Source organism: Tritonibacter horizontis (assembly GCF_001518015.1).
In the GTDB taxonomy this organism is placed as follows: domain Bacteria; phylum Pseudomonadota; class Alphaproteobacteria; order Rhodobacterales; family Rhodobacteraceae; genus Epibacterium; species Epibacterium horizontis.
The window spans coordinates 25,581-50,382 of sequence record NZ_LPUY01000079.1; the positions used below are offsets into that span (position 1 = coordinate 25,581).

The following is a 24,802-nucleotide window of genomic DNA, read 5'->3' on the forward strand; positions in this document are numbered from 1 at the left end:
CCCCGATGAACCCTGTAAAGTCCTTTCCGGCCGTTCCGCTTGAGGGGGTCACCCGTCAGGTGCTGGCGGACAGTGCCGAGCTGATGGTCGTGTCCTTTGCCTTTGATCGTGGCGGCGAAGGGGCGTTGCACAGCCATCCGCATGTGCAATCCACCTATGTCGAAAGCGGCCGCTTCACCTTTGAAATCGACGGGGAGCGGTTTGAGGTCGGGCCGGGCGACAGCTTTGTCATCCCGTCCGGCGCAACACATGGGTGCACCTGCACCGAGGCGGGGCGTCTGATCGACACCTTCACCCCCCGCCGCGATGATTTTCTTTAAAGGAGCTTGAAATGCTGACCGTAGAAACAAGACATGCCGTTCACCAGGACCACGCCAAGGGCATGAATACAGACGCGCTGCGCAAGAACTTCCTGGCCGAAGACATGTTTCGCGCGGGCGAAATCCGCCTCGTCTACACCCACTATGATCGCTTTACGATTGGTGCTGCGGTGCCCGCGGGGGGATCGCTGGTGCTGGGCAGGGTCGACGAGACCCGGACCGAAACCTTTCTTGAACGGCGCGAAATGGGCATCGTCAATATCGGCGATGCCGGTACCGTCAAGGCGGGCGGCGAGAGCTGGACATTGGAGCGGGGCGATGTGCTTTACCTCGGACGGGGCGCCGGGGCGGTGACCTTTGAAGGGCAGGGGCGGTTCTATATCACTTCGGCCCCGGCCCACGCGACCTTCCCCAACCGTCTGATCACCCTTGCGGATGCGGTCAAGGTGGAACTGGGCGAGACGGCGACCTCGAACAAGCGGATCATCAACCAGTTCATCCATCCGCTGGTGATGGAAAGCTGCCAGCTGGTGCTGGGCTATACGGAGCTGCTGGAGGGATCGGTCTGGAACACCATGCCCGCCCATGTCCATGACCGCCGGATGGAGGCCTATCTGTACTGGGGCATGGATGACGCATCGCGGGTGATGCATTTCATGGGTGAACCGCAAGAGACCCGGCATCTGGTGGTTGCCAATGAACAGGCGACATTGTCGCCGCCCTGGTCGATCCACTCCGGCGCGGGGATCGGGGCCTATACGTTTATCTGGGCGATGGCGGGTGACAACATCGACTATACCGACATGGACTTCGTTCAGCCCGGAGATCTGCGATGAGCCTTTTTTCGCTCGACGGTCGCCGGGCGCTGGTCACCGGTGCAAACACCGGGATCGGCCAGGCCATCGCGGTGTCCCTGGCGGCGCAGGGGGCAAATGTCACCTGCGCCGGGCGGCGCGATTGCGACGAGACGCTGGAGAAAATTCACGCCGCCGGCGGTACGGGCGAAGGGTTGCGGCTGGATTTTGCCGACCCCATGGCGGCGGGAGATGTCTTTGACGGGGCGGGGTATTCGATCCTGGTCAACAATGCCGGCATCATCCGCCGCGCGGACAGTCTTGAGTTTTCCGAAGCCGACTGGGACGCGGTGATGGACGTGAACCTGAAGGCGCTGTTCTTTACCACGCAGGCCTTTGCGCGGGCCTGTTTGACGGCTGGCAACACCCCGGCGTCGGTGGTCAATATTGCTTCGCTGCTGTCGTTTCAGGGCGGCATTCGCGTGCCATCTTATACGGCGTCAAAGCATGGCGTGGCCGGGTTGACCAAGATCCTCGCGAATGAATGGGCGGCCAAGGGCATCAATGTGAATGCCATCGCACCCGGCTATATCGCGACCAACAACACCGAAGCGTTGCGCGAAGACGCGGACCGCAACCGGGCGATCCTGGAGCGTATTCCGGCAGGACGCTGGGGCGAGGCCGAAGACATCGGTGGCACCGCCGCTTTCCTGTGCTCCCGCGCGGCACAGTACATCCACGGGGCGGTGCTGAATGTCGATGGAGGCTGGCTTGCCCGCTGATCCGGCCCAGGCGGGGCCGCGTTTGTCCCGCCGCACGCCCGCGGCCCGGACCGGGATCGTGCATCTTGGTCCGGGGGCGTTCTTTCGGGCATTCAACGCGGTCTACACCCATGAAGCGATGGCGGCGTCCGGTGGCGACTGGGGCATTCTGGCGGTCAGCCTGCAAAGCCCGACCGCCCGCGACCAGTTGATGCCACAGGGCGGCGCCTATCATGCGGTGACGCGGGGGCCAAACGGGGACGTGCCAGAGGTGATCGAGGCCATCACTGGGGTCCTCGTGGCGCCGGAGAACCCGGCGGCCGTGGTGGCGGCCATGTCGGATCCTGCGGTGCGGATTGTCTCGCTGACGATCACCGAAAAAGGATACCGTCACGCGCCTGCGACCGGGCGGTTGAAGATGGACGATCCGGATGTTCGTCATGATCTGGCGCATCTTGACCGGCCGGTGACGGCTGTCGGTTTCATCGTTGCGGCGCTGATGCAGCGTCGGGCAAGGGGCGCGCGCCCCTTTACCGTGCAATCCTGCGACAACCTTCCCGACAATGGCAGGCTGGCGCGGGGCGTGGTGCTGGAGTTTGCCACAGCCATCGACCCGGATCTGGCGGCATGGATCGCTGCCGAAGGGCGTTTTCCATCGGCGATGGTCGATCGGATCACCCCGGCCACCACGACTGAGGATCTGGACCGTCTGGCCCGTCAGACCGGGCTGGCCGATGCGGCGGCGGTGTTTTGCGAACCCTTCCGCCAATGGGTCGTCGAAGATGACTTCGTCGATGGGGCCCGCCCCGCCTGGGACAGGGCCGGCGTGCAAATGGTGCGCGATGTCACCGCGCATGAAGCGATGAAACTGCGCTGTCTGAATGGTACCCATTCGACGCTGGCCTATCTGGGCTATCTTGCGGGGTTTGAGACCATTTCACAGACCGTTGCGGCAGAAGGCTACGCCGGGATGCTGCAGCGTCTGTGGCGGGAGGAGATCCTGCCGACGGTGCCCCAGCCCGAAGGCGAAGACCTGCCGGGGTATTGTGCGGCTTTGCTGGCGCGCTACAGCAACCCGGCCATTCGTCACCGCACATGGCAGATCGCCATGGATGGCAGCCAGAAACTGCCGCAGCGGTTGCTTGCGACCCTGGCCGAGCGGCTTGCAGTGGGAGAGCCGGCACCGGGCCTGATCCTCGCCGTTGCGGCCTGGATGCGTTACATGGGCGGAGTCGATGACGCGGGCGCCGCAATCGCGCTGAAGGACCCGCTGGCGGCAGAGCTGAAAGCGGCCTCCGACAGGGCCGCGACCGCCGCCGACAGGGTGGCCGCCTTCCTCGCCTTTGACGCGATTTTTCCGGCCGAACTGGCGGGATCACCCACGTGTGCCGCGGCTCTGACCCGCGCGTATGAAACTTTGCAAACACGGGGCGCCCATGCCTGCGTGAAGGAATATGCCGATGCTTGAAACCTGGCGCTGGTTCGGACCACTTGACGACATCTCCCTGGCTGAAATCGTTCAGACGGGCGCGCGCGGGATTGTCACTGCCTTGCATGAAATCCCCTATGGCGAGGTCTGGAGCCGCGATGCGATTGCCGCGCGCAAGGGGCTGGTCGAGGCCCAGCCGGGCCTGCATTGGTCGGTCGTCGAAAGCTTGCCCGTGCACGAGGATATCAAGCTTGGCACCGGTGCGCTGGAGCCGTTGTTTGCTGCCTATCGCCAATCGCTGGCCAACCTGGCCGCCGAGGGGATCACGACGGTCTGCTATAACTTCATGCCGTTGCTGGACTGGACCCGCACCGACCTTGAGGTGGTGCAACCGACCGGGGCGACCGCGCTGCGGTTCGACATCGTCCGGATGGTGGCATTTGATTGCTTCATGCTGGAACGCGCCGGAGCCGAGGATGACTACACGGCCGATGTGCGCGCACAGGCCGCCGCCTGGATCGAAACGGCCACGCCAGAGGACCGCGAAACGCTGTTGTCGTCGATCATGGCCGGTCTACCGGGGGCCTATGCACGGTTTGACGTGGCGGGCCTGCGCGAGGCGCTGATCCCCTGGGCCGGGTTCACGGCCGACGATCTGCGCGCGACGCTGGCGCGGTTTCTGGCCGAGGTGGTGCCCACGGCGGAGGAGCTGGGGGTGAACCTCTGTATCCATCCCGATGATCCGCCGCGTCCGATCCTGGGCCTGCCGCGTATTGTCTCTGGCGAGGACGATATCGCCTATCTTCTTGGCCTGCAGGACAGCCGTGCCAATGGTCTGACCCTCTGCACAGGATCCCTCGGGGCCGGGCCGGACAATGATCCCGTCCGGATCGCCCAGCGGTTCAGCGACCGGATCCATTTTGCCCATCTGCGCAATGTCAGCAAGGACGCCGATGGCTCCTTTCAGGAGGCAGAGCATCTGGCGGGCGATACTGATATGCCGGCCGTTCTGGCGGCCTTGCTGGCCGAGGAAACCCGGCGGCAGGCCGAGGGGCGGGCGGATGCCGTGATCCCGTTTCGCCCGGATCATGGCCATGCCATGTTGCAGGACATCGGGCGCAAGACCCATCCCGGCTATCCGCTGATCGGGCGCATGCGCGGTCTGGCAGAGCTGCGCGGTGTGATCGCGGGTCTGCAATCCAGGGCTTCCAACCCCTAGGACCTGATCCGGAGCGTGGGCTCAGTTGCTGCTGTGACTGGCGTGACTGTTGGCCTGTCGCGCCGGGTAGGAGGACAGCGGCGTGGCGTCCTGCGTCTGGCGCAAATCGCGCGCCGAGCTGCCATGGGCGGTGCGAAACGCCCGTGCAAAGCTGGATTGCGAGGTAAAACCCGTTGCCATCGCGATCTCCATCAGCGGCAGGGCGGTGTCGGTCACCAGGCGGCGGGCCTCGGCCAGACGCAGTTGCAGGTAATGGTCCTGCGGCGTGGTGTTCAGACGCAGGCGGAACTGCTGCTGCAGGCTGCGCGGGCTGGTGCCGAGCACCTCTGCGATCTCGGCCAGCGGCTTGGGATCATCCAGCGCCGATTCCATGATCGCATTGGCCTTGGCGGTGATAGCGTTGTGCTTGTGATGACCCAGGCGGCTTTGTGGCCGCTGAGGGGACGAGATGCCATCGTAGAGGAACAGCCCGGCCACGCGCGAGGCAAAGCCATGGCCGTGGCGGGCGCCGATGATATGCAGCATCATCTCGATCGCCGGGGTTGCCCCGCCGGAGGTCAGCCGCCCGTCCGAGACCGTGAACCGGTCTGTGCGGCAGTGGATGTCGGGGAACCGGGCCGAAAAATTTTCCAGATCTTCCCAGTGGGTGGTCGCGGGGTGGCCGTCCAGCAGGCCGGCCTCCGCCATCAGCCAGGGGCCCCCGTCGATGCCTGCGATGGTCGCCCCAGTGCCTGCAATCCGGCGCAGACCCGCCAGGAGGCTTGGGGTGGCGTGACGGGCCAGCTGGAACCCGGCCACCACCAGCAGCAGATCGCAGCGATCCAGCCGCGCCAGCGGCGTTGACGGGACGCTCAGCCCGGAGGTCAGCATCGGTGCCTCTGCCGTGGCGCTGATGTAGTCCCAATCAAAGGCCGCCCGACCGGCCAGACGGTTGGCCGCCCGCATCGGGTCGACGGCGGCGGCAAAGGACAGGGTATTGCACTCGTCCATCACCAAAACGGCCGTCTTCAGGGGGCGGGATTCCGGCTCTAGTATGTTTTTTGCGGATTTCATCAACTTCGATTCGCTTCATGCCAACTCTTGCCGCCAAGGCTGGGCGAGAGTCCGGGGCAGCGCAAATTGGAATCCGGGGAGAAGCCTGGGGATAACCCACGGCACAACCCTGTACATCAAAGGGAAAACAAAAATGCCGCTTTCCATGAACCGCGAGGTCTTTATCACCTGTGCCGTGACCGGCTCCGGAGGCACGCAGGATCGCAGTCCGCATGTGCCCCGGTCGCCAAAAGAAATCGCCGACAGCGCCCTTGCGGCGGCCAAGGCGGGGGCGGCCATCGTGCACTGCCATGTGCGGGATCCCGAAACCGGTGCCCCCTCGCGCGATCTCGCGCTTTACCGTGAAGTCACGGACCGTATCCGCGACAGCGACACGGATGTGGTGCTGAACCTCACGGCCGGCATGGGCGGCGATATCACCTTTGGCGGTGTCGAAAGCCCTCTGCCGGTGAAATCCGAAGGCACCGATATGGTTGGCGCGACCGAGCGCGTGGCCCATGTGGCGGAGTGCCTGCCGGAGATCTGCACGCTCGACTGTGGCACCATGAATTTTGCCGAAGCCGACTATGTGATGACCAACACGCCCGGCATGTTGCGCGCCATGGGTCAGATGATGACCGATCTGGGTGTCAAACCCGAGATCGAGGCATTCGATACCGGCCATCTTTGGTATGCCAAGCAGCTGGTCAAAGAGGGTATTCTTGAGGCCAACGCCTTGGTGCAGCTCTGCATGGGGGTGCCCTGGGGGGCGCCCAATGACCTCAATACCTTTATGGCGATGGTCAACAATGTGCCCGCCGACTGGAACTGGTCGGCCTTTTCGCTGGGTCGCGATCAGATGGCCTATGTGGCGGCGTCGGTGCTGGCGGGTGGCAATGTGCGCGTCGGGCTGGAAGACAACCTTTACCTCGACAAGGGCGTGCTGGCGGAAAACTGGCAGCTGGTTGAACGCGCGGGCACCATCATCAGCAACCTTGGGGCCCGGGTCATCACCCCCGCCGAGGTGCGCACGCGTCTCGGGCTGACAAAACAGGCACCCGTGGCAGGCTAGCGACAGGCCTGCCTGTCTGGTGCGGTGATTTCGACAGGCTGACCCCGACCGGGGTCGGCCAGAGCTGGGGCGCAGGCGACGAGGGTTCGCTGCCGCAATCGGAGAAAACAACATGAAAACAGCAGCAATTATTGGCGGCGGTGTGATCGGTGGCGGCTGGGCTGCGCGGTTCCTGCTGAACGGCTGGGCGGTGCGGGTGTTCGACCCGGATCCCGATGCGGAGCGAAAGCTTGCGGATGTCCTGGCCAATGCCCGCCGCGCGCTGCCGGGTCTGGGCAATGTTGCCCTGCCGGCAGAAGGTGAGCTGAGCTTTCACAGCACCATCGCCGAGACGGTCGCGGGCGCGGATTGGGTGCAGGAGAGCGTGCCAGAACGGCTGGACCTGAAGCAAAAGGTTTATGCCGAATTGCAGCAGCACACGCCCGCAGCGGCGGTGATCGGGTCGTCGACCTCCGGCTACAAACCTTCGCAGCTGCAAGACGGTTTCGACAACGCGGCCCGGATCGTGGTCGCGCATCCCTTCAACCCGGTCTATCTGATGCCGCTGGTGGAGGTGGTCACGACGCCGGTCAACCCGCCCGAGGTGATCGAGACAGCAAAGGCCATCATCACCTCCGTCGGCATGTATCCCCTGCATCTGAAAAAGGAAATCGACGCCCATGTGGCGGATCGGTTCCTGGAGGCGGTCTGGCGCGAGGCGCTGTGGCTGGTCAAGGATGGCATCGCCACCACCGAAGAGATCGACAATGCCATCCGCTATGGGTTTGGCATCCGTTGGGCGCAAATGGGCCTGTTCGAGACCTACCGCGTGGCGGGCGGCGAAGCGGGCATGAAGCATTTCCTGGCACAGTTCGGCCCCTGCCTGACCTGGCCCTGGACCAAGCTGATGGATGTGCCGGAGTTCAACGACGAATTGGTCGATCTGATCGCCGGGCAATCCGATGCGCAATCCGGCCGCCATTCCATCCGGGAACTGGAGCGCATCCGCGATGACAACCTTGTTGGCATGATGCGGGCCCTGTCGGCCAACGACTGGGGGGCGGGGGCGTTGCAAAATGCCCATGATGTGGCCCGTATGAGCGAGGCGGGTCTGGCCCGCACGCTGGATGAGGTTGCCGACCCCAGCCAGCCGGTGCTGACCCTGAACCGCGTGGTGCCGCTGGATTGGACCGATTACAATGGGCACATGACCGAGAGCCGCTATCTCGATGCCTTTGCCCAGTCCACGGACCGGCTGATGGAGATCATTGGTTGCGATGCTGCCTATATCGCCGCGGGCGGCAGCTATTTCACCGCCGAGACCCATATCCGCCACTTGGACGAGGTGCACGCGGGGCAGCCGATTCAGGTGCGCACACGGGTGATCCTGGGGCAGGGCAAGAAGATGCATCTGTGGCATGAGATGTACGAAGGCGAACGGCTGCTGGCGACCGGCGAACACATGTTGCTGCATGTGGATCTGAAAACCCGCCGCTCCGCCCCGCCAGCGGCGCATATCGAAGCGAAGCTGACACAACTGGCCGAGGGTCAGGCGGGTTTGCCCACGCCAGAGGGGCTGGGGCGCGCCATCGGAGCCCCACGGTGAGCCAGCCTGCAAAACGGGTCCTGATCACCGCAGGCGCCTCCGGAATCGGGCGCGCCATGGCGGCGGGGTTTGCCGAGACGGGCGCCGAAGTCTGGGTGACGGATGTCAATGCCGCCGCGCTGGCGCAGGTGCCCGACAGCTGGCAGGCGCGCGTGGTCGATGCCGCCGATGAGACCGCCGTTGCCGCGCTCTTTGCCGAGATCGGGGCAGGGGGCGGTCTGGATGTGCTTTGTGCCAATGCCGGTGTCGCCGGGCCGACCGCGCCGGTCGAGGATGTGGCGCTTGCGGATTGGCGCAGCTGCGTCAGCGTCAACCTCGAAGGTGCATTTCTGGCCGCGAAATACGCCGCCCCGCTGATGAAAGCGGCGGGACAGGGCAGCATCGTGCTGACCTCCTCGACCGCCGGGATCTATGGCTATCCCAACCGGGCGCCTTATGCGGCGGCGAAATGGGCGGTGATCGGGTTGATGAAAACCCTGGCAATGGAGCTTGGCCCCTTTGGCATCCGCGCCAATGCGATTTGCCCCGGCGCGGTCGAAGGCCCCCGGATGGAGGGCGTGCTGCAACGCGAGGCCGCGCTGAAAGGGATGAGCCGGGCGGCGGTCTATGACGGCTATGCGGCGGGCACCTCGATGCGGACCTGGGTCACTGCCGAAGATGTGGCCAATATGGCGGTCTTCCTTGGCTCGCCGGCGGCCCGGCGGGTCTCTGGCCAGATCATCGCGGTGGACGGTCACACGGAAAACCCCGACCCGAAGGTCTAGGGCCGGACCAGCCATCGTGCCATCCATGGCGATGCCCGCAGCCGGATGCAGGGGCGGCCGCCGAGCGGATCAGTCGATTTGGCCAATCTGTGCTCTCAGGGCATGCACCCTGCGGGGCATTTGCCGGGCGGTGATGTCTGCCTCCCGAACCAGCCTGTCGAAATGCCCCGTGAAGGTCTCTACCCGTTCGCGATCCCGAAACGCCATGTAGTGGCTGCCGGCGTAGAATACACAAAGCAGCGGCCCGAAGATGGTCAGGGGCGAGGAATACAAGCGTTTCGCGTCAAAGAGATAGATCCTCAGACGTGGATAGAGTTGCGTCGTCAGCCGTTCCAGATGCTCCAGCTGTTCGATCCGGGTCTGCACCGCAAGACCCTCGTAATAGCCGACGCCCTTGGCAAAGCTGTCGATTTCATAGATGGGCATGGCGATTTCGTAGTCCGATCCCGATTGTCGCATCCACGACAGGCGATCCTCTGACGCGCCGATTGCCTGATGCGCGGTGCGACCCAGATGCGGCGCATATTCCCATTCCAGCACGGCGCGGGTCTTGAGCATATCTGGCAGGGTCGCGGGCACATGGCGGATCTTGTAGCCTGCGGCCTCGCGGTGCCATTCATAGATCTTTGCATCCACCAGCGCCCGGGGGGCTTCGGACATCGCGATGGAAGAGGCGAGCAGCTCTGCCGCGCTTTCAGGTCGATCCGACAGACTGAGAAGCCAATCTGCCGACACCCCGAGCGCAGAGGCACAGGCCCCGACCACATGCGCGTTGGGCAAGCGCGCACCGTCATCCGTCAGCAATTGCGAGATCGTTGAGCGGTCGACGCCGGTGGACCGGGCCAGGGCGCTTTGGCTGACGCCGCTTTCGCGCAAGGCCCGGTTCAGTCGCTCGCGGAACTGGGCGGCTCGCCGACGTTTGTCGATATTGTCCATCATGTGCTGATATTTATCACATATGTTTGGTTTTGTTAATCACATACAGAATTTTGCACAGCTCCTCGTTCCGGTACCGTCGCCCGAGATCAAAACATCGGAGGTCATATGGAAACGCGTGGGCGCTCCCTCGTGAAAGCAGTGCTGTGGAATGTGATCGGGCTGGTCTCGATGACAGCGGTGGGTTTTCTGGCCACGGGCTCGCTCCGGGCGGGGGGGCTGACGGCAGCGATCAACACTGTGTTGGGGTTCGTCACCTATCTGATCTACGAGCGGGTCTGGTCCCGGATCACATGGGGGCGGCGCCATGCGTGATCTGACCGAAGAGGACCGGTTGGCGGCCGAACAGGCGCAACAGACGGTGGAGATAGATCCGGCCCCGGTCGATGCGGCGGCGCGCGCCGCCCTGCCGCAGCGCGCCGAATGGGGAACCTTCGTGTTGATCCTGGCCTGTCACCTGATCTGGGGCGGGGCGCTGTTCGGGTTGGCGCAACTGTCGCAGAGTGCTGCGGTGCTGGTGATCGGGGTGATGGTGGTGCTGCATTCCTCGCTCTGTCACGAGGTCCTGCATGGGCATCCTTTCAGAAATCGCCTGCTGAACGAAGCGCTGGTGTTCCTGCCGTTGAACCTCTGCGTGCCCTTTGGCCGGTTTCGGGACACCCATCTTCAGCATCACCAGGATGAGAATCTGACCGATCCCTATGATGATCCCGAGAGCAATTTTCAGGACCCTGCCGTCTGGGCGCAGTTGCCGGTCTGGCACCGCAGTCTGTTGCGTGTGAACAATACGCTGATGGGGCGGATGGTGCTGGGGCCGGTGATCGGGCAGCTGTGCTTTATGCGGCTGGATCTTGACCTGGCGCGGCGCGGTCAGCCAGGCATTGCACGCGACTGGGCGTTACACGGTATCGGCGTGCTCTTGGTGATCGGGATGGTGGCGCTGTCGTCGCTTCCGTTCTGGGCCTATTGCCTTGGGGCCTATCTGGGCCTGGCCGTGTTGAAAATACGCACCTACCTCGAACATCAGGCGCATCTGGATCAAAACGGTCGCACCGCCATCGTCGAAGGTCGCGGCCTGCTCGGCGGTGTGCTGGGCTTTCTCTTTTTGCACAACAATCTCCATATTGTGCATCACCTTTATCCCGGCGTGCCCTGGCATCAAATGCCGGCGCTGTACCGGCGGCACCGGCAGAGCTTTCAGACGCGCAATGATGGCTATGTCCTCGACAGCTATGCCAGCGTGTTCAGGCGGTATCTGTTCAAGGCAAAGGACCCGGTGCCGCATCCGCACTGGAACTCTGCCGAGTAGTCGGCCATAGACAGGGCAGTCGACCGGGGGCGTTTCCCCTCTCTGTAAAGGGTCAGTCATGCCATTGTGGATCTTCGTCACGCTTGCAGCCGCGACATTTCAAACCGTGCGCTTCATGCTGCAAAAGGTGCTGAGTTCAGTCACCCTCAGCCCCGCCGGGGCGACTTTTTCCCGCTTTGTCTACTCCGCTCCGCTGATCCTGCTGTTGCTGTGGATCTATATGCGGACGACCGAGGCGGCGCTTCCGGCGATGTCCCTTCGGTTCTGGGTTTTTGCCGTTGTGGGCGGCCTGTCCCAGATCCTCGCGACAATCTGTGTCGTGGCCTTGTTCAAATCCCGCAACTTCGCTGTTGGCATCACCTTCAAGAAGACCGAAGTCATTCAGACCGCGATTGTCGGATTGGTGGTTCTGGGCGATGAGGTGTCTTTGCTTGGCTGGGTCGCCATCTGCATCGGCCTGGCCGCTGTGCTGGTGCTGTCAAAGACCAAGGACGGCCCGGTCGGCCTCTGGCGGCAATTGACCGGTCGGGGGCCGCTTCTGGGGCTTGCCTCTGGGGTGCTTTTTGCCTTTTCCGCCGTAAGCTACCGCGGCGCGTCCCTGCAATTGCAGGCGCCGGATGCGATCTTGCGGGCGGCGGTGACGCTTGGGGTGGTTGTCTGCCTGCAAACCACGATGATGCTGGTCTGGCTGGCCCTGCGCGACCCCGGCGAAATCCGGCGGGTCTGGTCGGCGCGCCGGGTGGCCGTCTGGGTCGGGCTGACCAGCATGGCCGGTTCGTTCTGCTGGTTCCTCGCCTTTACCCTGCAGAATGCCGCCTATGTGAAGGCCCTGGGGCAGGTGGAGCTGTTGTTGTCACTGCTGGCGTCGCTGATCTTCTTCAAGGAAACGGTTACCCGACGCGAGATCGTCGGGATGGGGCTTCTGGTGCTGTCGATCCTGGCCTTGGTTCTGGCGCTGTAATCGCCATCTGATCTGCAGGGGGCCGGGCGGGCTGTGTCGTCACCCGGCGTCCTGCATGGGGCGACCGTGGAGGCGCAGAAACAGGCTCTCTTCGTCATCGTTGCGAAAAAAGGGCGTGCTGTCGGGCAGGTGCCCGGATCGCAGGTTCGCGGTGACCTCTGCCAGGACCACTTCGGTGATGAAGGGCAGGTCAAAGCTGCGCACCTGGCTGAGCGGGATCCACTGAAGATGGGACAACTCGTCCGAGGCGCGGGAGAAATCGTCGAGATCCCCCGTCAGCGCCTCGGCATCCAGAAGGAAAAACCGCGCATCAAAGCGGCGGGGGCGTCCGGGGGGCGTCAGGGCGCGAAACACAAAGGTCAGGGCGGCGGCATCGGGCACGTGACCCGTCGCCGCGTAATCGCGCCAATCGGCGGGCACGGGATCAGCCCAGCGGCCCGGCTGACCGAGGATCAAACCGGTCTCTTCCCAAAGCTCGCGTATGGCGGCGACACAGAGCGCCTGCCAGATTTCGGCCCCGCCATCGGCACAGAGCCGGTCGCGGCAGGGCTGTGGGATCGCGCGCCCAAGCGGGATCTGCCTGTCAGCGGCATCGACCGCGCCGCCTGGAAACACGAATTTGTTTGGCATGAAGGCCGCTTTGGCCCCGCGTTGCCCCATCAGGACTTGCGGGTCGGCGCTGTCGCGGTCGCGCACGGCAATCAGGGTTGCGGCGTCGCGGATTGCTGTCTTGTCCCCTGTCGCGGCGATCGCGGTCATGCCTGGTCCCTTCGGTTCGAAATCTGATGTGGCCGGGCCTTGCAGCCCTGCCCAGGCGTCACTGTCTCGCCTTTTTGCCCGAAAGGGAAGGCCCCGCTGGCCCGGTCCCGTCAGTCCGGGGATTTGATCTTGGCCGTTTCAAATCCATACATCCGGCGCGCCCATTGGTAGGCGACAACGGCCCCCTTCAGTCGTGGCAGCAGATAGAGCGACGCCGCCAGGCAGCCGATAGAGAACACGCTGGCCATGACCCAGGGTGAGGGCCGCCATTCAAACGCGGTATAGTGCATCAGCGGCGCCATCAGATGCCCGACGACGAGGATGGTCAGATAGGCCGGCCCGTCGTCTGCGCGGTGGTGGTAGAAGGCTTCGCCACACTGGTCGCAATGATCCCTGACCTTGAGATACCGATAGAGCAGCGGCCCTTCGCCACAATTGGGGCACCGCCGCCGCCAGCCCTTCCACAGGGCGGGTTTGGTGGGGCGGTCGTCAGGGGCGCGATCCTGCGCGGCAAGGGCTTGGCTCCGTGTCATCTTGGGCTCCGTCACTTGATCGTGGCCGCATCGCTTGGGGGGAGCGGGCGGGGCCAGTGTCGCCTGTTGCGTCGGTTTATGCAAACCCGGCCGAAAATGCGCTGTGACCGGGTGACGCGGCGACCTGGAGCCGGAAGGCACTCCACAGAGCGTTCCGCAGCGTCAACGGGGGGGGCAAAAAATAATTGGCCGATCCGCGACGGAAACCCCGCCACGGCCCGTTTGACTTCTACATCGGGCGGCACAGTGCTGCCGAGGCTGAAACAAGGAACAAAGTTATGAAGAAACGAATTCTGATTGCCACGCTTGTGTCCCTCTCTACCGCAGCGGCGGGCACCCTTGCGGTTGCAAAGCCGGGCTTTGGTCCCGAGCGTCAGAAGCTGACTTTTGAACAACTGGACGCGGATGGCAATGGCGCGCTTTCAGACGCAGAACTTGCTGCCACCGGCCAGAAACGGTTTGATGCGGTTGATACCAATAGCGATGGCCTGCTGTCCCTGGAAGAAATGAACGCCAAGGCGCAGGAAAGGATTGCCAAACGGACCGCGTCTATGATCGAACGGTTCGACAAAAACGGCGATGGCGCGCTGAGCGTTGAGGAAATGCCCGAACGCCCCGGTCCGCACAAGCTGCTGGCCAAGGCAGATACCGACGGTGACGGGTCCATCTCCAAGGCGGAGTTCGACACGGCGCAGGCCATCGTTGACGCGGTGATGAAGAAGAAACATCACCACGGCGGCCAGCATAAGAAAGGCCCACGTGGCGATTCGGAGTAAGTCTGATCTGGACTGAAGAGTGTATACTTGGGCCAATTGCCCTGCGTCTCCCCTGGTTTGGGGGGGCGCGCGCGTGATAGCGGGGCCTGGCGGTGCGGCCCGTGCGTCGGTCCAGGCGACGGCGCGCGCCCCGGACATCAGCGACGAAGCGTTGCTGATCTGCTTCGCAAATGGCGACACCTCGGTTGCGGGTGAGCTGACCCAGCGGCTTGGTCCGCGCGTGTTGGGGGTGGCGATGCGGGTGCTTGGCAATCGCGCCGAGGCCGAAGATGTCACCCAGGAAGCCATGATCCGGCTGTGGAAGATTGCACCGGACTGGCGCCAGGGAGAGGCACAGGTCTCCACCTGGCTCTATCGGGTGACTATGAACCTTTGTATCGACGTCAAGCGACGCGCAAGGGGCGGGCATCTCGATCTGGATGCGGTGCCTGAGCCCGCTGATCCGGCCGCCAGTGCGGCCGAGAGTTTGCAGAACCGCGCGCGCAGCGATGCGCTGCAGGCGGCGCTGATGACATTGCCGGAGCGTCAGCGTCAGGCCGTGGTGCTGAGACATATCGAAGAGCTGACGAACCCGGAAATCGCCGGGATCATGGAGATCGGCGTCGAGGCCGTGGAAAGTCTGACAGCGCGGGGCAAGCGGGCCTTGGCGGTGGCGTTGTCCGGACGACGGGAAGAATTGGGGTATCAGGATGACTGATCATCACACAGAGCGTGACGAAACAGACAAGCTGGAGGCGCTGTTCTCTCAGGCGCGCGCGACCCCGGTTGCGCTGCCGGACCATCTTGTTGCGACCATTCTTGCCGAGGCTGAAACCGAACAGTCGCGCTGGCAGGCAACGAGGGCCACACGCGCCCCGGCGACGGGTGGGGGGGCGCTCTCGATCCTGGTGGCCGCATTGGGGGGCTGGGCATCCGTGAGTGGCATGGTCGCGGCCAGTTGTACCGGGCTTTGGATTGGCTTTGCCGGGCCGGAGGCGATCCTGTCCCTGCCCGGACTGAACGCGATCGGCCAACCCACAGTGTCGGTGAGCGGCGAGGACTATGCCGCCTATGAAACCTTCGATCTGGCCACGGTTCTGGCCGAGGATATGCAATGACGGATACATCGGATACCAAGAGCACTTCGCGTTGGCCGCGCTGGTTGAAGCTGGTCTTTGCGTTGTCGCTGGGGGCCAATCTGGTCGTGGTCGGGGTGCTGGCCGGGGCGATGCTGCGCGATGATCCGCAAGCGGGCAAGCGCCGCCACAAGGCACCACCGCCACCGGCGGCGGCGGATGCGATTGGCGGCGTCATGTATCGCAGCTTTGATCCGGCGGAGCGCGAGAAATTGCGCCGACTGGCCGAAGGCAACTACGAAAACATCGTTGAGCGTCGCGTGGCCGAGCTGAATGAGCTGCTGGAAGTGATCCGCCAGGACAGGCTGGATGTTGCCGAGTTGCGGCGCCGGATCACCGAGCAGTCCGAAGAGATAGACCTTTTTCACAACACGATGCAGGAGGCCTGGATCGGGCAGCTGCAGCAGATGAGCGCGCCGGAGCGCGCCGCTTTTGCCGTCAAGGTGGATCGCCATATTTCCCGTTTCCGCAAACCTTCGCCCCATGACAGGCTGCGGGACAGTTCAAAAGACGGCGCGGCAAAACGCAACTGAGCGTTTGGGGGACGTTCTGGAGTTTTGATGACGTTCTGGAAGGGGGCTTGCGGTGACGGGGCCTGCGGTGACGGGGGCTGCTCAGCGACATCTGTCAGTCTGGTGCGACTGAAAAGGTGCGGACAGGTAGAGACTGTGCCGCAGGTGAGACGGCCTACTGCCGCCCCGCGCGCGTCGTCGCCCGCACCGCTATAGGCTCTGGCACATGGTCCGGCGCGGCCTGCGCGGATCCAAGAGTGGCGTCAGGCGGCGGCTGAGTGGCCGGACTCTCGGATCGATGAGCGATTGCGACCGGCATGTTTGGCATCATAAAGCGCGCGGTCTGCAAGCGCGATGAGGTCATCGACCAGCGCCTCGGGCTTGCCATGTCCGCCGACGACCGCCCCGACACTGATGGTGACCTCTATGGGAGCCGCCACGCCCGCGACCGTGAACGGGGTGGCGTTGATCGCGGCGCAGAGACGCGCGGCCATGCTGGCAACCTCGTTGCTGGAAATGCCAGGCATGACCACCATGAATTCCTCGCCGCCGATCCGGGCCAGAAGGTCGCATCCGCGCAGCGCAACCTGCAGGCGACGGGCGGCCTCGACCAGAACGGCGTCACCGACCGGGTGGCCGTATTGATCGTTGATCTTCTTGAAGTGATCGAGATCCGCAACCATGACCGCAAATTGCTGACCGGTCTGGTCGGCTTCTTGCACGACACGCTCCAGAAAGGGCTTGGCATAGCGCCGATTGTAAAGACCCGTCATCGGGTCCTCCATCGCGGCACGAAGGCCGCTGCGCAGGTTGTCACGGATCATTTCCGCGCGGTGTTTGTATTGCAGCTGGGTGTTGATCCGCAGGGCAAGCTCTTCGACCTGAAATCCGCAGTGCAACACATCATGTGCCCCACGATCCAGCGCTTCGGCCGCGATATTGGCGTCCGCCGGGTTGGGCACGGCAATCACGACACAGTCGCGGGTGGTAACGCGCGCCCGCAGATCCGCCAGCAACCGCAGCGACAGACCTGCCGATAATTCATTGAGCTCGATGACGATGACATCGGGTACCGGCGAGCGCATCAGTTCCTGGATGGCGTCCACCGTGTGAGTCCGCAGGGTATAGCCAACCTGAGACGAAAGCCGGCCTTTCCATTTCTGCGCGGTCTGCAGATCGTGGCAAACCAGCGCAACATTGGTGTTCGCGCGCGGCGCCTGGGATACCGCATCTTTCAGGGGCATCATCAGGGAATGGGGGCCGTCCTCGCGCAGATGCAGATCTTCATCCTGCATGCGCATGCGCAGCAGGCTGCGGATGCGCGCCTGGAGGATCATCTCGTCCACCGGCTGCGGCAGAACCTCGTCGATGCCGGCAGACAGTGCCTTGATCCGCGTGCTGCGATCGTTTTCCGTGCTGAGCGCAATAACCGGCACATTGGCAAGCTGAGGATGGCGCGCCAAGCCGCGTTTGACATCGGCGGCGTCGCCGTCCGGCAGGGTAATGGCCGTCAAAACCAGATCGGGACGATTGTCCCCGGTCAGCGCCATTGCAGCCGCGACACTATCCGCCTGCAGCACCTGAAAACAGGCCGCTGTCAGTTGCACCTTCAGAACGATGCGATTGATGGAGACCCCATCTATGAGGAGGACCGTGCCTTGCAAGTCAAAACCCTTTATTTCTTCACTCTTAGTGACTTGAGTGTTGATGAGACTGGTTAACAAACCGTTTCGAGTTTAAAGCAAATTGACCTAAAAGTGTCGAGAAGGAGGCCAGGATGCCATTTTCCGCCGATCGTGCAGAGGTTTTGAGCCTAAAAGCGCTGAGCTGGCTGGCGGCCAACGACGAATTGTTGCCCGTGTTTCTTAACGCCAGCGGCGCATCGCTGGCGGATCTGCGGGCCCGTGTGGAGGACGCGGCATTTCTCGGGGCTGTTCTTGATTTCCTGCTGATGGACGATGCCTGGGTCATGGCGTTTTGCGACAGCGAGGGGGTTGCCTATACCACGCTGGTCGAAGCCCGGGCCGCATTGCCGGGCGGCGACCAGATGCACTGGACCTGACCGGGGATTTCGGCCCGCTGTCCTGACGACCACATTTCAAGGAAACGCCTCATGACTCTTTCTGCGCTCTTGTTTGACAAGGACGGCACGCTGTTCGATTTCGCCAGCACCTGGAATGGGTGGTCGAAATCCATGCTGACGCAACTGGCCGCGGGGGATGCGGGCCGTCTTGCGGCGATGGCCGATGCGCTGCGGTTCGATCTGCAGGAGGGCGCGTTTTATCCGGACAGCATTGCCATCGCAGGGACAAACGAGGAAATCGCCCTCTGTCTGGCGCCCTATGTGACGGCAATGAGTGTGGAGGAGATCGCGCAATACCTGACCCGTAGCGCCGCCGAGGCAGACCTGGCGCAAGCTGTGCCTTTGGCGCCGTTTCTCGATGGGTTGCGGGCGCTGGGCCTAAAGCTGGGGGTGATGACAAATGATGGCGAACACTCCGCACGTCGGCATCTGACCCGAACGGGCGTGATCGACCGGTTCGATATGGTGATCGGTGCGGATAGTGGGTTCGGGGCGAAGCCCGCCCCCGACCCCTTGCTGGCCTTCTGCGAGGCGGTGTCGGTTGCCCCTGCTGCCACTGCGATGGTGGGTGACAGTCTGCACGACCTGATCGCCGGACGGGCGGCGGGCATGCAGACGATCGGCGTTCTGACGGGCATGGCCGGAGAAGTGGACCTTGCGCCGATGGCCGATGTGGTCTTGCCCAATATCGGTCATATCCCGGCCTGGCTGGCGCGTTAACCCGAACCTGTGCGGCAGGTGCCGACGGGAAAACGACATGGCGTGTCGGTAATGGACAGGTGTGTCCGGGGAGGTCTGGCCCATTGTGACAGGATATCCAGATTTCAGACCCAGGAGAGGGGCACCATGTCGCAGACAGTTGCGCGCAAACGCCGCGGGGGCGGCAGGGCAGGGGCCGCGGCCCGTCGCGGCACGGCCACGCTCGAACAGATGCCCTGGGCGCCGCCCCTCAATATCGACCGCCCCGTTGAGCCGCTGACACCGGAAGGGATCGCCGCCATTCACGATGGCGCGATGCGTATCCTCGAAGAAATCGGCGTGATGTTCCTCAATGACGAGGCGCTTGCGATCTTTCGGCAGGCCGGGGTCAAGGTCGATGGCGCGCTGGTGCGGATGGATCGTGATTTTGTCATGGAGATGATCGCCAAGGCGCCATCTGAATTCACCCTCACACCGCGCAATCCGGATCACGCAATCCGCATCGGCGGCAACACGATGGTGTTCGGCAATGTCTCCTCGCCGCCGAACTACTGGGATCTCGATCTGAACAAAAAAGTCCCCGGTACGCGGGTGCATTGTCAGAATTTGTTGAAGCTGACGCAGTACTTCAACTGTATCCATTTTGCAGGCGGCTACCCGGTTGAACCCGTGGACCTGCATGCCTCCACCCGCCATCTGGATGTTCTCTATGACAAGCTGACGCTGACCGACAAAGTCATGCATGCCTATTCGCTCGGCAAGGAGCGGGTCGAGGATGTGATGGAAATGGTGCGGATTGCGGGCGGATTGAGCGAGGCCGAGTTCGAGGCCAAGCCGCATATGTACACCAATATCAATTCCACCTCGCCGCTCAAACATGACGAGCCGATGATCGACGGGTCTTTGCGTCTCATCCGGCGTGGCCAGCCTGTAGTGGTGTCGCCCTTTACGCTGGCGGGGGCGATGGCGCCGGTAACGATGGCGGGGGCGGTCGCACAGTCCCTGGCGGAATCTCTCTGTGCAATTGCGTTGTTTCAATATGTCCGTCCCGGCGCCCCTTGCGCCATTGGCACGTTCACGTCGAATGTTGATATGAAATCCGGCGCGCCTGCCTTTGGCACGCCGGAATACATGCGGGCGACCCAGATGACAGGTCAGATGGCGCGCTTCTATAACCTGCCGCTGCGCTCCTCCGGGGTCTGCGCCGCGAATGTCCCCGATGGCCAAGCGATGTGGGAGACATCAAATTCGCTCTGGGCGGCGGTGCAATCCGGCACCCATATGGTCTATCACGCCGCTGGCTGGCTGGAGGGCGGGCTGATCGCAAGCCCGGAAAAATTCATTATGGACTGCGAAGTGCTGCAGATGATCCAGCGATATATGGATCCGTCGATCAACGCGACCGGAGTGGATGAAATCGCGCTGGATGCGATCCGCGAGGTCGGCAACGAGGGGCATTTCTTTGGCATCCAGCACACCCAGGATCGCTATGCCACCGCGTTCTATCAGCCGTTTCTGAGCGATTGGCGCAACTACGAAGCCTGGGAGGCGGCGGGCAGTGTCTGGACCGCGGAACGCGCCAACAAGATGTTCAAGGATATTCTGGCCGAATATCAGGAACCTGAAATGGATCCGGCCATCCGCGAGGAACTTGCTGCCTTTGTCGCCCGTCGCAAGGCCGAGGGCGGCGCCCCTACAGATTTTTAACTTTCTGTCTTGCGCTGCCTTTGTTCGGTAACTTTCCTAACGAATTGACCCGCCGCGCTCACAAATTGTTGGAGCGCGGGAGGTTTTGCACTATGGTGCCCACGTTACGAGCAACACGGAAACGATAGGGAACGAGTAAAAACTCCCGCCTAGCAGGCGTATCAGGCGCTGAAAGCGGTGCTGGGAGAGTAAAACGAGCGATTCGCGACGTCAGGATGATTGAGTTCATGGGCCCGGTCCCATTGGCTCTTGTTCTGTATTTTCGGTGGCCGGACGGGATGGCATGCACACCTGCGTGACGCCGCCAGTGAATGCGTTATGAAGAATACGAAATTGTAAATATTCGGCCTTTCTTAAGCATGCGCGTTTAAGTCTGGTCCAAAGGTGAAATAGGGAAAGACCGTATGCACGGTTTGATCAACAGGGCCGTTCAGGCGTTTGTCACCAGTACCTATGGGGCAAAACGTTGGGATGAAATCATGGATGCGAGCGAGCTTGGGTTTGCCGAGTTCGAAGCCATGCTTGTGTACCCGGAAGATCAATCCATGCGGATGCTGCGCGCGGTGGAGCGCCGCCTGGAGCGTCCGTTGCCGGAAATTCTGGAAGACGTCGGCACGTTTCTTGTCTCGAACCCGCAGGTCGAGGCACTGCGACGGCTCTTGCGGTTTGGCGGCGTCAACTATGTCGATTTCCTGCACTCTCTGGACGATCTGCCGGATCGCGCCCGCTTGGCTGTTTCTGACCTGCATTTGCCGGGGCTGGAATTGATCGAACAGGCGCCTGGTCAGTTCGATCTGCTCTGTCATCCCGGCGTCCCCGGCTATGCACAGGTCATGACCGGCGTTCTGCGGGCAATGGCCGATGACTATGGTGCCCTGGTCATTCTCGATCAAACCGGAACGCAGGACGGGGCGGATGTGATTTCCATCACGTTGATCGAGAGCGAGTTCTCCGAAGGCCGGAGCTTTGATCTGGGGGCGCATCCACTATGATGAGTTTTGATGACCTGAAGGCTTTGGCCAATCAAATCTGCCCCTTGCATGTGATCATCAACGCCGAGGGCAAGATCGTCAGCTTCGGTCCCACATTGCAAAAACTCAGCAGCGGAGCCAGCTGGGCTGACCAGCCCTTCTTTGACATCTTCGAATTGCAGCGGCCCCGCTGGGTCAAGTCGATCGCCGACCTGTTGGAAACCACCGGCAGCAAGCTGCATTTCCAGCTTCGTTCGGAACCGCATACCCGCATGAAAGGGGTGCTGGTGCCACTGCCGGAGGGGCGGGGGGCCTTTATCAACCTGTCTTTTGGGATCTCTGTCCTGGATGCCGTCCGCGACTTCAACCTGACGAGCCAGGACTTCTCGCCCACGGATCTGACCATCGAGATGCTCTATCTCGTGGAAGCAAAATCCGCCGCGATGGAAGCGTCGCGGCAGCTGAACCTGCGGCTTCAGGGGGCAAAGATCGCCGCGGAAGAGCAGGCCTTTACCGACACGCTGACCGGTTTGAAAAACCGTCGGGCGATGGATCATGTGTTGAACCGCCTGATCACAAGCGGCCGCGATTTTGCGCTCATGCATGTGGATCTCGACTTCTTTAAACAGGTCAACGACACTTTTGGCCATGCGGCGGGGGATGCTGTGTTGCAGCGGGTTGCCGCCATCATGGTGGAATGCACCCGCAAGTCCGACACCGTTGCCCGGGTCGGCGGCGATGAATTTGTCCTCATCTTCGAAGGGTTGATGGATCGCGACCGCCTCAATGAGCTCGCCAATCGGTTGATCTCCCGGTTGGAGGAACCGATCATGTATGGGGCCGAAACCTGCAAGATCTCGGCCTCGGTCGGCACATCGCTGTCGTCGTCCATGCTGGCACCGGATGCGGCGCAGCTGCTGCACCAGGCCGATGTGGCGCTTTATGCGGCCAAACGGGCGGGACGGGCGCAGCATATGTTCTACGCGCCCCAGCAAGAGGCGCAAATGATGGAACAGGACAGCAAAACTGCGTGAGCTGATGCTTGGTCCTGCTAGCTTTTCTGTCCTTGGCAGGCAGGCAGGGTGAGGCTGGGGCGCTGGATGGCGCTGCCCTGCCGCCCGCGCCCGATGGGGCCCATCTGATCAACCGACCCTGTCAGGGGGCAGGCGCGGTCTGTGACTCATCTCCTTCAGCTGGGTCAGCACGGCTGTGACGGGTCAAAGTGGTCTGGCGAAAATGATTGATAGTGGCGCTTTGTACCGTGCTGCCTGATCGGTATCACCGCGATGGAGAACACCACCAAGCGGAGCGATTTCATGTCTCAAACCCGTCCAGAGATCGAGGTTCAGACCCTCGCCAGCGTCTGCCCTTTGGACTGCCCGGACACCTGCAGCCTGAGTGTTGAGGTCGCCGATGGACGTGTGCTGGCGGTCCGGGGCTCTGATGCCAATCCTTATACTGCAGGGGTGGTCTGCAACAAGGTGGCGCGGGCCTATCCGGATTTCGTGCACGGGGCCGCGCGTCTGACCCATCCGCTTCGCCGTAGCGGTCCACGGGGCTCTGGCCAGTACGAACAGATCAGCTGGGATGTGGCGCTGGATGCGGTTCATGCCGGGCTGCAGGCCTCCATCGACCGCTATGGCGCGCAATCTGTCCTGCCGCTGAACTATGCCGGCCCGCATGGGGAACTGGCCGGCGGGTCGCTGGACAGGCGGTTTTTCTACCGGCTGGGGGCGACACGGATGGACCGGGGGCCGCTGTGTGGCGGTGTCCGCGGATTGGCCTACGAGAGCCTTTATGGAAACGTTCCCGGCATGCCGCCGGAGCAGGCGGTTCTGTCCGATCTGATTCTGGTCTGGGGCAACAATGTCTCGGTTTCGAACCTGCACTTCACCCGGGTGATCAAGGCGGCCCGCGCCAAAGGCGCGCGGCTGGTGGTCATTGATCCCAAGCGGATCAAAATCGCACAACAGGCGGATCTGTATCTGCAAGTGCGTCCCGGCACTGACGTGGTTCTGGCGCAGGGCCTCGCATCCGAACTGGAACGCCGGGCGGCTTTCGATCTGGAGTTTATCGGGCAGTGGACCGTCGGCGTTGAGGCCTATATGGCCGAGGCGCGCACCTACTCGCTGGCTGCCACGGCGGATATCTGCGGCGTGGCCGAGGCGGATCTGCGGCAGCTGGTCGATTGGTTGCAGACGGCCAAGAACATGGCGACCTCGACCGGAAACGGGATGGAGCGTGGACGTTCGGGTGGCTCGGGCCTGCGCGCGGCGATGGCGCTGAATGCTCTGCTGGGGCAGCACGGTCGTCCGGGCGCGGGGGTGATTGCGAAATCCGGGCTGGCCGCGCCAAAGACGCGGGCCCGGTTGCAGGGCGATCATCTGATTGATCCCGGCACGCGGGTGGTCAATATCCTTGATGTCGCGCGGCTGATGCTGGACCGCAAGCAGGCGACCCCGGTGGGGGCCGTGATGATCTACAATCACAACCCGGTTGCCACGCATCCGGATCAGACCCGGATGATCGAGGCGCTGAGCCAGGAAGAGCTGTTTGTAGTGGGGTGCGATGTGGTGATGACCGATAGCATGGCCTATTGCGACATCATCCTGCCCGCAGCCAGCCATTTTGAACATGACGAGATCTTTGCCGCCTACGGTCAGAACTATGTTCAACGGGCCGAGCCGGTGATTGCCACGGTGGGGGAAAGCCTGCCCAACACCGAAATTTTTCGTCGCTTGGCGGCCCGTTTTGGTTTCACCGAAGACGCCCACCAGGCCAGCGATATCGCATTGATGGATGACGCCATGGATGCCAGCCATCCTCAGTTCGCGGGCCGTCGGCCGAGCGAGATGGGGACCGACCGCGCGTTGGAAATGCAGGCAGCGGAAGGCGCGGCGCTGGTTCTGTGCGATACCGTTCGCCCGGCGACCAAGTCCGGCCGTATCGAGTTGTTCAGCGACGCGCTTCAGGAGAGGTTCGGATTCGGCGTGCCGCGTTATGACCCGGCGCGGCAGGATCTCCCCCTGGTTCTGATCACGCCAAGTTCGGAAAAGCGCATCAATTCGATCTTTGGCAGCGCCCCGTTGTCAGAGGGGCCTGAACATCTCGAGGTGCATCCCAGGGACGCCGCTGCGCGTGGCCTGAAAGACGGAGCCTTGGTCGAAATTCGCAACGCTCGCGGTGCGGTGACATTCGTGCTGCGGATTTCAGACGCGATGCAGCCCGGCGTGGTCTATGCGCCCAAAGGGGCCTGGCGGAAAACATCTCGCACCGGTTTGACGGCGAATGCTTTGATCTCATCCAGCCTGCGCACCGATATCGGGGACGGGGCCTGCTACAACGAGACATTCGTCGAACTTTTGGCCTGTCCTGTTGATCCGGCCTCCGCTTAGGCGGGGGCGGCAGATGGTTGCATCCGATTTGGTCTGGTCGTAGCTTTGCCCGCGAAGAAACGTACCAAGG

26 protein-coding genes are annotated in these 24,802 nt (G+C 62.8%); 21 read left to right on the top strand and 5 right to left on the bottom strand.

Going from position 1 to position 24,802, the window contains the following annotated elements:
• The first annotated feature begins 5 nt into the window (after positions 1 to 5).
• From TRIHO_RS15215 to uxuA, 5 genes are read left to right on the top strand one after another with little or no spacing between them, the layout of a single operon-like run.
• On the top strand, positions 6 to 320 hold the full coding sequence (locus TRIHO_RS15215) for a cupin domain-containing protein (protein ID WP_068245487.1): 315 nt from the start codon (positions 6 to 8) through the stop codon (positions 318 to 320).
• A gap of 11 nt (positions 321 to 331) precedes the next feature.
• Complete coding sequence (gene kduI, locus TRIHO_RS15220) at positions 332 to 1,156, top strand: 5-dehydro-4-deoxy-D-glucuronate isomerase (RefSeq protein WP_068245488.1); 825 nt, start codon at positions 332 to 334, stop codon at positions 1,154 to 1,156.
• Positions 1,153 to 1,896 carry a 2-dehydro-3-deoxy-D-gluconate 5-dehydrogenase KduD gene (gene kduD, locus TRIHO_RS15225; protein WP_068245489.1) on the top strand — a complete coding sequence of 248 codons (744 nt, stop codon included), beginning with the start codon at positions 1,153 to 1,155 and terminating at the stop codon, positions 1,894 to 1,896. The genes kduI and kduD overlap by 4 nt, the downstream gene beginning before the upstream one ends.
• Positions 1,874 to 3,343 carry a mannitol dehydrogenase family protein gene (locus TRIHO_RS15230; RefSeq protein WP_068245490.1) on the top strand — a complete coding sequence of 490 codons (1,470 nt, stop codon included), beginning with the start codon at positions 1,874 to 1,876 and terminating at the stop codon, positions 3,341 to 3,343. Before kduD ends, TRIHO_RS15230 begins: the two co-directional genes overlap by 23 nt.
• A complete protein-coding gene (gene uxuA, locus TRIHO_RS15235) occupies positions 3,336 to 4,523 on the top strand; it encodes a mannonate dehydratase (RefSeq protein WP_068245649.1) in 1,188 nt (395 codons plus the stop codon). Before TRIHO_RS15230 ends, uxuA begins: the two co-directional genes overlap by 8 nt.
• Positions 4,524 to 4,544: 21 nt before the next feature.
• On the opposite strand, the gene TRIHO_RS15240 is transcribed toward uxuA, so the two are convergent.
• Positions 4,545 to 5,576, bottom strand: coding sequence for a GlxA family transcriptional regulator (locus TRIHO_RS15240; protein ID WP_068245491.1), 1,032 nt, complete (start codon positions 5,574 to 5,576; stop codon positions 4,545 to 4,547).
• Positions 5,577 to 5,709: 133 nt separating this feature from the next.
• On the opposite strand from TRIHO_RS15240, the gene TRIHO_RS15245 reads away from it, so the two are divergent.
• The 3 genes from TRIHO_RS15245 to TRIHO_RS15255 all read left to right on the top strand — a co-directional run bounded on the left by TRIHO_RS15245 (position 5,710) and on the right by TRIHO_RS15255 (position 8,976).
• Complete coding sequence (locus tag TRIHO_RS15245) at positions 5,710 to 6,627, top strand: BKACE family enzyme (protein ID WP_068245492.1); 918 nt, start codon at positions 5,710 to 5,712, stop codon at positions 6,625 to 6,627.
• Between the two features lie 112 nt (positions 6,628 to 6,739).
• On the top strand, positions 6,740 to 8,212 hold the full coding sequence (locus TRIHO_RS15250) for a carnitine 3-dehydrogenase (protein ID WP_068245493.1): 1,473 nt from the start codon (positions 6,740 to 6,742) through the stop codon (positions 8,210 to 8,212).
• Positions 8,209 to 8,976, top strand: a complete 768-nt coding sequence (locus TRIHO_RS15255) for an SDR family oxidoreductase (protein WP_082705158.1) — start codon at positions 8,209 to 8,211, stop codon at positions 8,974 to 8,976. Before TRIHO_RS15250 ends, TRIHO_RS15255 begins: the two co-directional genes overlap by 4 nt.
• Before the next feature lie 69 nt (positions 8,977 to 9,045).
• Here TRIHO_RS15255 and TRIHO_RS15260 read toward each other — a convergent pair whose 3' ends face one another.
• Positions 9,046 to 9,915: a helix-turn-helix domain-containing protein gene (locus TRIHO_RS15260; RefSeq protein WP_068245496.1), complete on the bottom strand. Its 870-nt coding sequence runs from the start codon at positions 9,913 to 9,915 to the stop codon at positions 9,046 to 9,048.
• Positions 9,916 to 10,020: 105 nt separating this feature from the next.
• Here TRIHO_RS15260 and TRIHO_RS15265 point away from each other — a divergent pair, with 105 nt between their 5' ends.
• From TRIHO_RS15265 to TRIHO_RS15275, 3 genes are read left to right on the top strand one after another with little or no spacing between them, the layout of a single operon-like run.
• Positions 10,021 to 10,227 carry a DUF2061 domain-containing protein gene (locus tag TRIHO_RS15265; protein ID WP_068245499.1) on the top strand — a complete coding sequence of 69 codons (207 nt, stop codon included), beginning with the start codon at positions 10,021 to 10,023 and terminating at the stop codon, positions 10,225 to 10,227.
• A complete protein-coding gene (locus tag TRIHO_RS15270) occupies positions 10,220 to 11,221 on the top strand; it encodes a fatty acid desaturase (RefSeq protein WP_082705159.1) in 1,002 nt (333 codons plus the stop codon). The genes TRIHO_RS15265 and TRIHO_RS15270 overlap by 8 nt, the downstream gene beginning before the upstream one ends.
• A 58-nt stretch (positions 11,222 to 11,279) precedes the next feature.
• The gene (locus tag TRIHO_RS15275; RefSeq protein ID WP_068245502.1) at positions 11,280 to 12,182 is read left to right on the top strand and encodes a DMT family transporter; all 903 of its coding nucleotides are present in this window, start codon (positions 11,280 to 11,282) and stop codon (positions 12,180 to 12,182) included.
• 39 nt (positions 12,183 to 12,221) lie between these two features.
• Here the strand turns inward: TRIHO_RS15275 and TRIHO_RS15280 are convergent, their stop codons facing one another.
• Positions 12,222 to 12,941, bottom strand: coding sequence for an NUDIX hydrolase (locus tag TRIHO_RS15280; RefSeq protein ID WP_068245505.1), 720 nt, complete (start codon positions 12,939 to 12,941; stop codon positions 12,222 to 12,224).
• Between the two features lie 110 nt (positions 12,942 to 13,051).
• Entirely contained in the window at positions 13,052 to 13,474 is a 423-nt protein-coding gene (locus TRIHO_RS15285; RefSeq protein WP_068245508.1) for a DUF983 domain-containing protein, read from the bottom strand.
• Positions 13,475 to 13,752: 278 nt separating this feature from the next.
• Here TRIHO_RS15285 and TRIHO_RS15290 point away from each other — a divergent pair, with 278 nt between their 5' ends.
• The 4 genes from TRIHO_RS15290 (at position 13,753) to TRIHO_RS15305 (ending at position 15,898) form a co-directional block, all read left to right on the top strand.
• Entirely contained in the window at positions 13,753 to 14,250 is a 498-nt protein-coding gene (locus tag TRIHO_RS15290; RefSeq protein ID WP_068245509.1) for an EF-hand domain-containing protein, read from the top strand.
• 136 nt (positions 14,251 to 14,386) lie between these two features.
• Entirely contained in the window at positions 14,387 to 14,947 is a 561-nt protein-coding gene (locus TRIHO_RS15295; protein WP_232367806.1) for an RNA polymerase sigma factor, read from the top strand.
• Complete coding sequence (locus TRIHO_RS15300; RefSeq protein ID WP_068245511.1) at positions 14,940 to 15,347, top strand: hypothetical protein; 408 nt, start codon at positions 14,940 to 14,942, stop codon at positions 15,345 to 15,347. The genes TRIHO_RS15295 and TRIHO_RS15300 overlap by 8 nt, the downstream gene beginning before the upstream one ends.
• Positions 15,344 to 15,898 (top strand): periplasmic heavy metal sensor, encoded by a 555-nt coding sequence (locus TRIHO_RS15305; protein ID WP_068245514.1) that lies wholly within the window; start codon positions 15,344 to 15,346, stop codon positions 15,896 to 15,898. Before TRIHO_RS15300 ends, TRIHO_RS15305 begins: the two co-directional genes overlap by 4 nt.
• Before the next feature lie 242 nt (positions 15,899 to 16,140).
• On the opposite strand, the gene TRIHO_RS15310 is transcribed toward TRIHO_RS15305, so the two are convergent.
• Complete coding sequence (locus tag TRIHO_RS15310; RefSeq protein WP_068245516.1) at positions 16,141 to 17,541, bottom strand: diguanylate cyclase; 1,401 nt, start codon at positions 17,539 to 17,541, stop codon at positions 16,141 to 16,143.
• 113 nt (positions 17,542 to 17,654) lie between these two features.
• Here TRIHO_RS15310 and TRIHO_RS15315 point away from each other — a divergent pair, with 113 nt between their 5' ends.
• The 6 genes from TRIHO_RS15315 (at position 17,655) to TRIHO_RS15340 (ending at position 24,732) form a co-directional block, all read left to right on the top strand.
• On the top strand, positions 17,655 to 17,939 hold the full coding sequence (locus TRIHO_RS15315) for a DUF3572 domain-containing protein (RefSeq protein ID WP_068245517.1): 285 nt from the start codon (positions 17,655 to 17,657) through the stop codon (positions 17,937 to 17,939).
• 51 nt (positions 17,940 to 17,990) lie between these two features.
• On the top strand, positions 17,991 to 18,680 hold the full coding sequence (locus TRIHO_RS15320; protein ID WP_068245520.1) for an HAD family hydrolase: 690 nt from the start codon (positions 17,991 to 17,993) through the stop codon (positions 18,678 to 18,680).
• 126 nt (positions 18,681 to 18,806) lie between these two features.
• Complete coding sequence (locus TRIHO_RS15325; RefSeq protein ID WP_068245522.1) at positions 18,807 to 20,366, top strand: trimethylamine methyltransferase family protein; 1,560 nt, start codon at positions 18,807 to 18,809, stop codon at positions 20,364 to 20,366.
• A 404-nt stretch (positions 20,367 to 20,770) separates the two neighbouring features.
• A complete protein-coding gene (locus TRIHO_RS15330) occupies positions 20,771 to 21,358 on the top strand; it encodes a heme NO-binding domain-containing protein (RefSeq protein WP_068245527.1) in 588 nt (195 codons plus the stop codon).
• Positions 21,355 to 22,371 (top strand): GGDEF domain-containing protein, encoded by a 1,017-nt coding sequence (locus TRIHO_RS15335; RefSeq protein WP_068245528.1) that lies wholly within the window; start codon positions 21,355 to 21,357, stop codon positions 22,369 to 22,371. Before TRIHO_RS15330 ends, TRIHO_RS15335 begins: the two co-directional genes overlap by 4 nt.
• Positions 22,372 to 22,653: 282 nt before the next feature.
• The gene (locus TRIHO_RS15340) at positions 22,654 to 24,732 is read left to right on the top strand and encodes a molybdopterin-containing oxidoreductase family protein (protein WP_068245656.1); all 2,079 of its coding nucleotides are present in this window, start codon (positions 22,654 to 22,656) and stop codon (positions 24,730 to 24,732) included.
• Positions 24,733 to 24,802 lie beyond the last annotated feature (70 nt).

Bases quoted from the DNA above. Each gene is read 5' to 3' on its own strand.
- TRIHO_RS15215 (WP_068245487.1), top strand. From the start codon at position 6: ATGAACCCTGTAAAGTCCTTTCCGGCCGTTCCGCTTGAGGGGGTCACC.
- kduI (WP_068245488.1), top strand. From the start codon at position 332: ATGCTGACCGTAGAAACAAGACATGCCGTTCACCAGGACCACGCCAAG.
- kduD (WP_068245489.1), top strand. From the start codon at position 1,153: ATGAGCCTTTTTTCGCTCGACGGTCGCCGGGCGCTGGTCACCGGTGCA.
- TRIHO_RS15230 (WP_068245490.1), top strand. From the start codon at position 1,874: ATGGAGGCTGGCTTGCCCGCTGATCCGGCCCAGGCGGGGCCGCGTTTG.
- uxuA (WP_068245649.1), top strand. From the start codon at position 3,336: ATGCTTGAAACCTGGCGCTGGTTCGGACCACTTGACGACATCTCCCTG.
- TRIHO_RS15240 (WP_068245491.1), bottom strand. From the start codon at position 5,576: ATGAAATCCGCAAAAAACATACTAGAGCCGGAATCCCGCCCCCTGAAG.
- TRIHO_RS15245 (WP_068245492.1), top strand. From the start codon at position 5,710: ATGCCGCTTTCCATGAACCGCGAGGTCTTTATCACCTGTGCCGTGACC.
- TRIHO_RS15250 (WP_068245493.1), top strand. From the start codon at position 6,740: ATGAAAACAGCAGCAATTATTGGCGGCGGTGTGATCGGTGGCGGCTGG.
- TRIHO_RS15260 (WP_068245496.1), bottom strand. From the start codon at position 9,915: ATGATGGACAATATCGACAAACGTCGGCGAGCCGCCCAGTTCCGCGAG.
- TRIHO_RS15265 (WP_068245499.1), top strand. From the start codon at position 10,021: ATGGAAACGCGTGGGCGCTCCCTCGTGAAAGCAGTGCTGTGGAATGTG.
- TRIHO_RS15270 (WP_082705159.1), top strand. From the start codon at position 10,220: ATGCGTGATCTGACCGAAGAGGACCGGTTGGCGGCCGAACAGGCGCAA.
- TRIHO_RS15275 (WP_068245502.1), top strand. From the start codon at position 11,280: ATGCCATTGTGGATCTTCGTCACGCTTGCAGCCGCGACATTTCAAACC.
- TRIHO_RS15280 (WP_068245505.1), bottom strand. From the start codon at position 12,941: ATGACCGCGATCGCCGCGACAGGGGACAAGACAGCAATCCGCGACGCC.
- TRIHO_RS15285 (WP_068245508.1), bottom strand. From the start codon at position 13,474: ATGACACGGAGCCAAGCCCTTGCCGCGCAGGATCGCGCCCCTGACGAC.
- TRIHO_RS15290 (WP_068245509.1), top strand. From the start codon at position 13,753: ATGAAGAAACGAATTCTGATTGCCACGCTTGTGTCCCTCTCTACCGCA.
- TRIHO_RS15300 (WP_068245511.1), top strand. From the start codon at position 14,940: ATGACTGATCATCACACAGAGCGTGACGAAACAGACAAGCTGGAGGCG.
- TRIHO_RS15305 (WP_068245514.1), top strand. From the start codon at position 15,344: ATGACGGATACATCGGATACCAAGAGCACTTCGCGTTGGCCGCGCTGG.
- TRIHO_RS15315 (WP_068245517.1), top strand. From the start codon at position 17,655: ATGCCATTTTCCGCCGATCGTGCAGAGGTTTTGAGCCTAAAAGCGCTG.
- TRIHO_RS15320 (WP_068245520.1), top strand. From the start codon at position 17,991: ATGACTCTTTCTGCGCTCTTGTTTGACAAGGACGGCACGCTGTTCGAT.
- TRIHO_RS15325 (WP_068245522.1), top strand. From the start codon at position 18,807: ATGTCGCAGACAGTTGCGCGCAAACGCCGCGGGGGCGGCAGGGCAGGG.
- TRIHO_RS15330 (WP_068245527.1), top strand. From the start codon at position 20,771: ATGCACGGTTTGATCAACAGGGCCGTTCAGGCGTTTGTCACCAGTACC.
- TRIHO_RS15335 (WP_068245528.1), top strand. From the start codon at position 21,355: ATGATGAGTTTTGATGACCTGAAGGCTTTGGCCAATCAAATCTGCCCC.
- TRIHO_RS15340 (WP_068245656.1), top strand. From the start codon at position 22,654: ATGTCTCAAACCCGTCCAGAGATCGAGGTTCAGACCCTCGCCAGCGTC.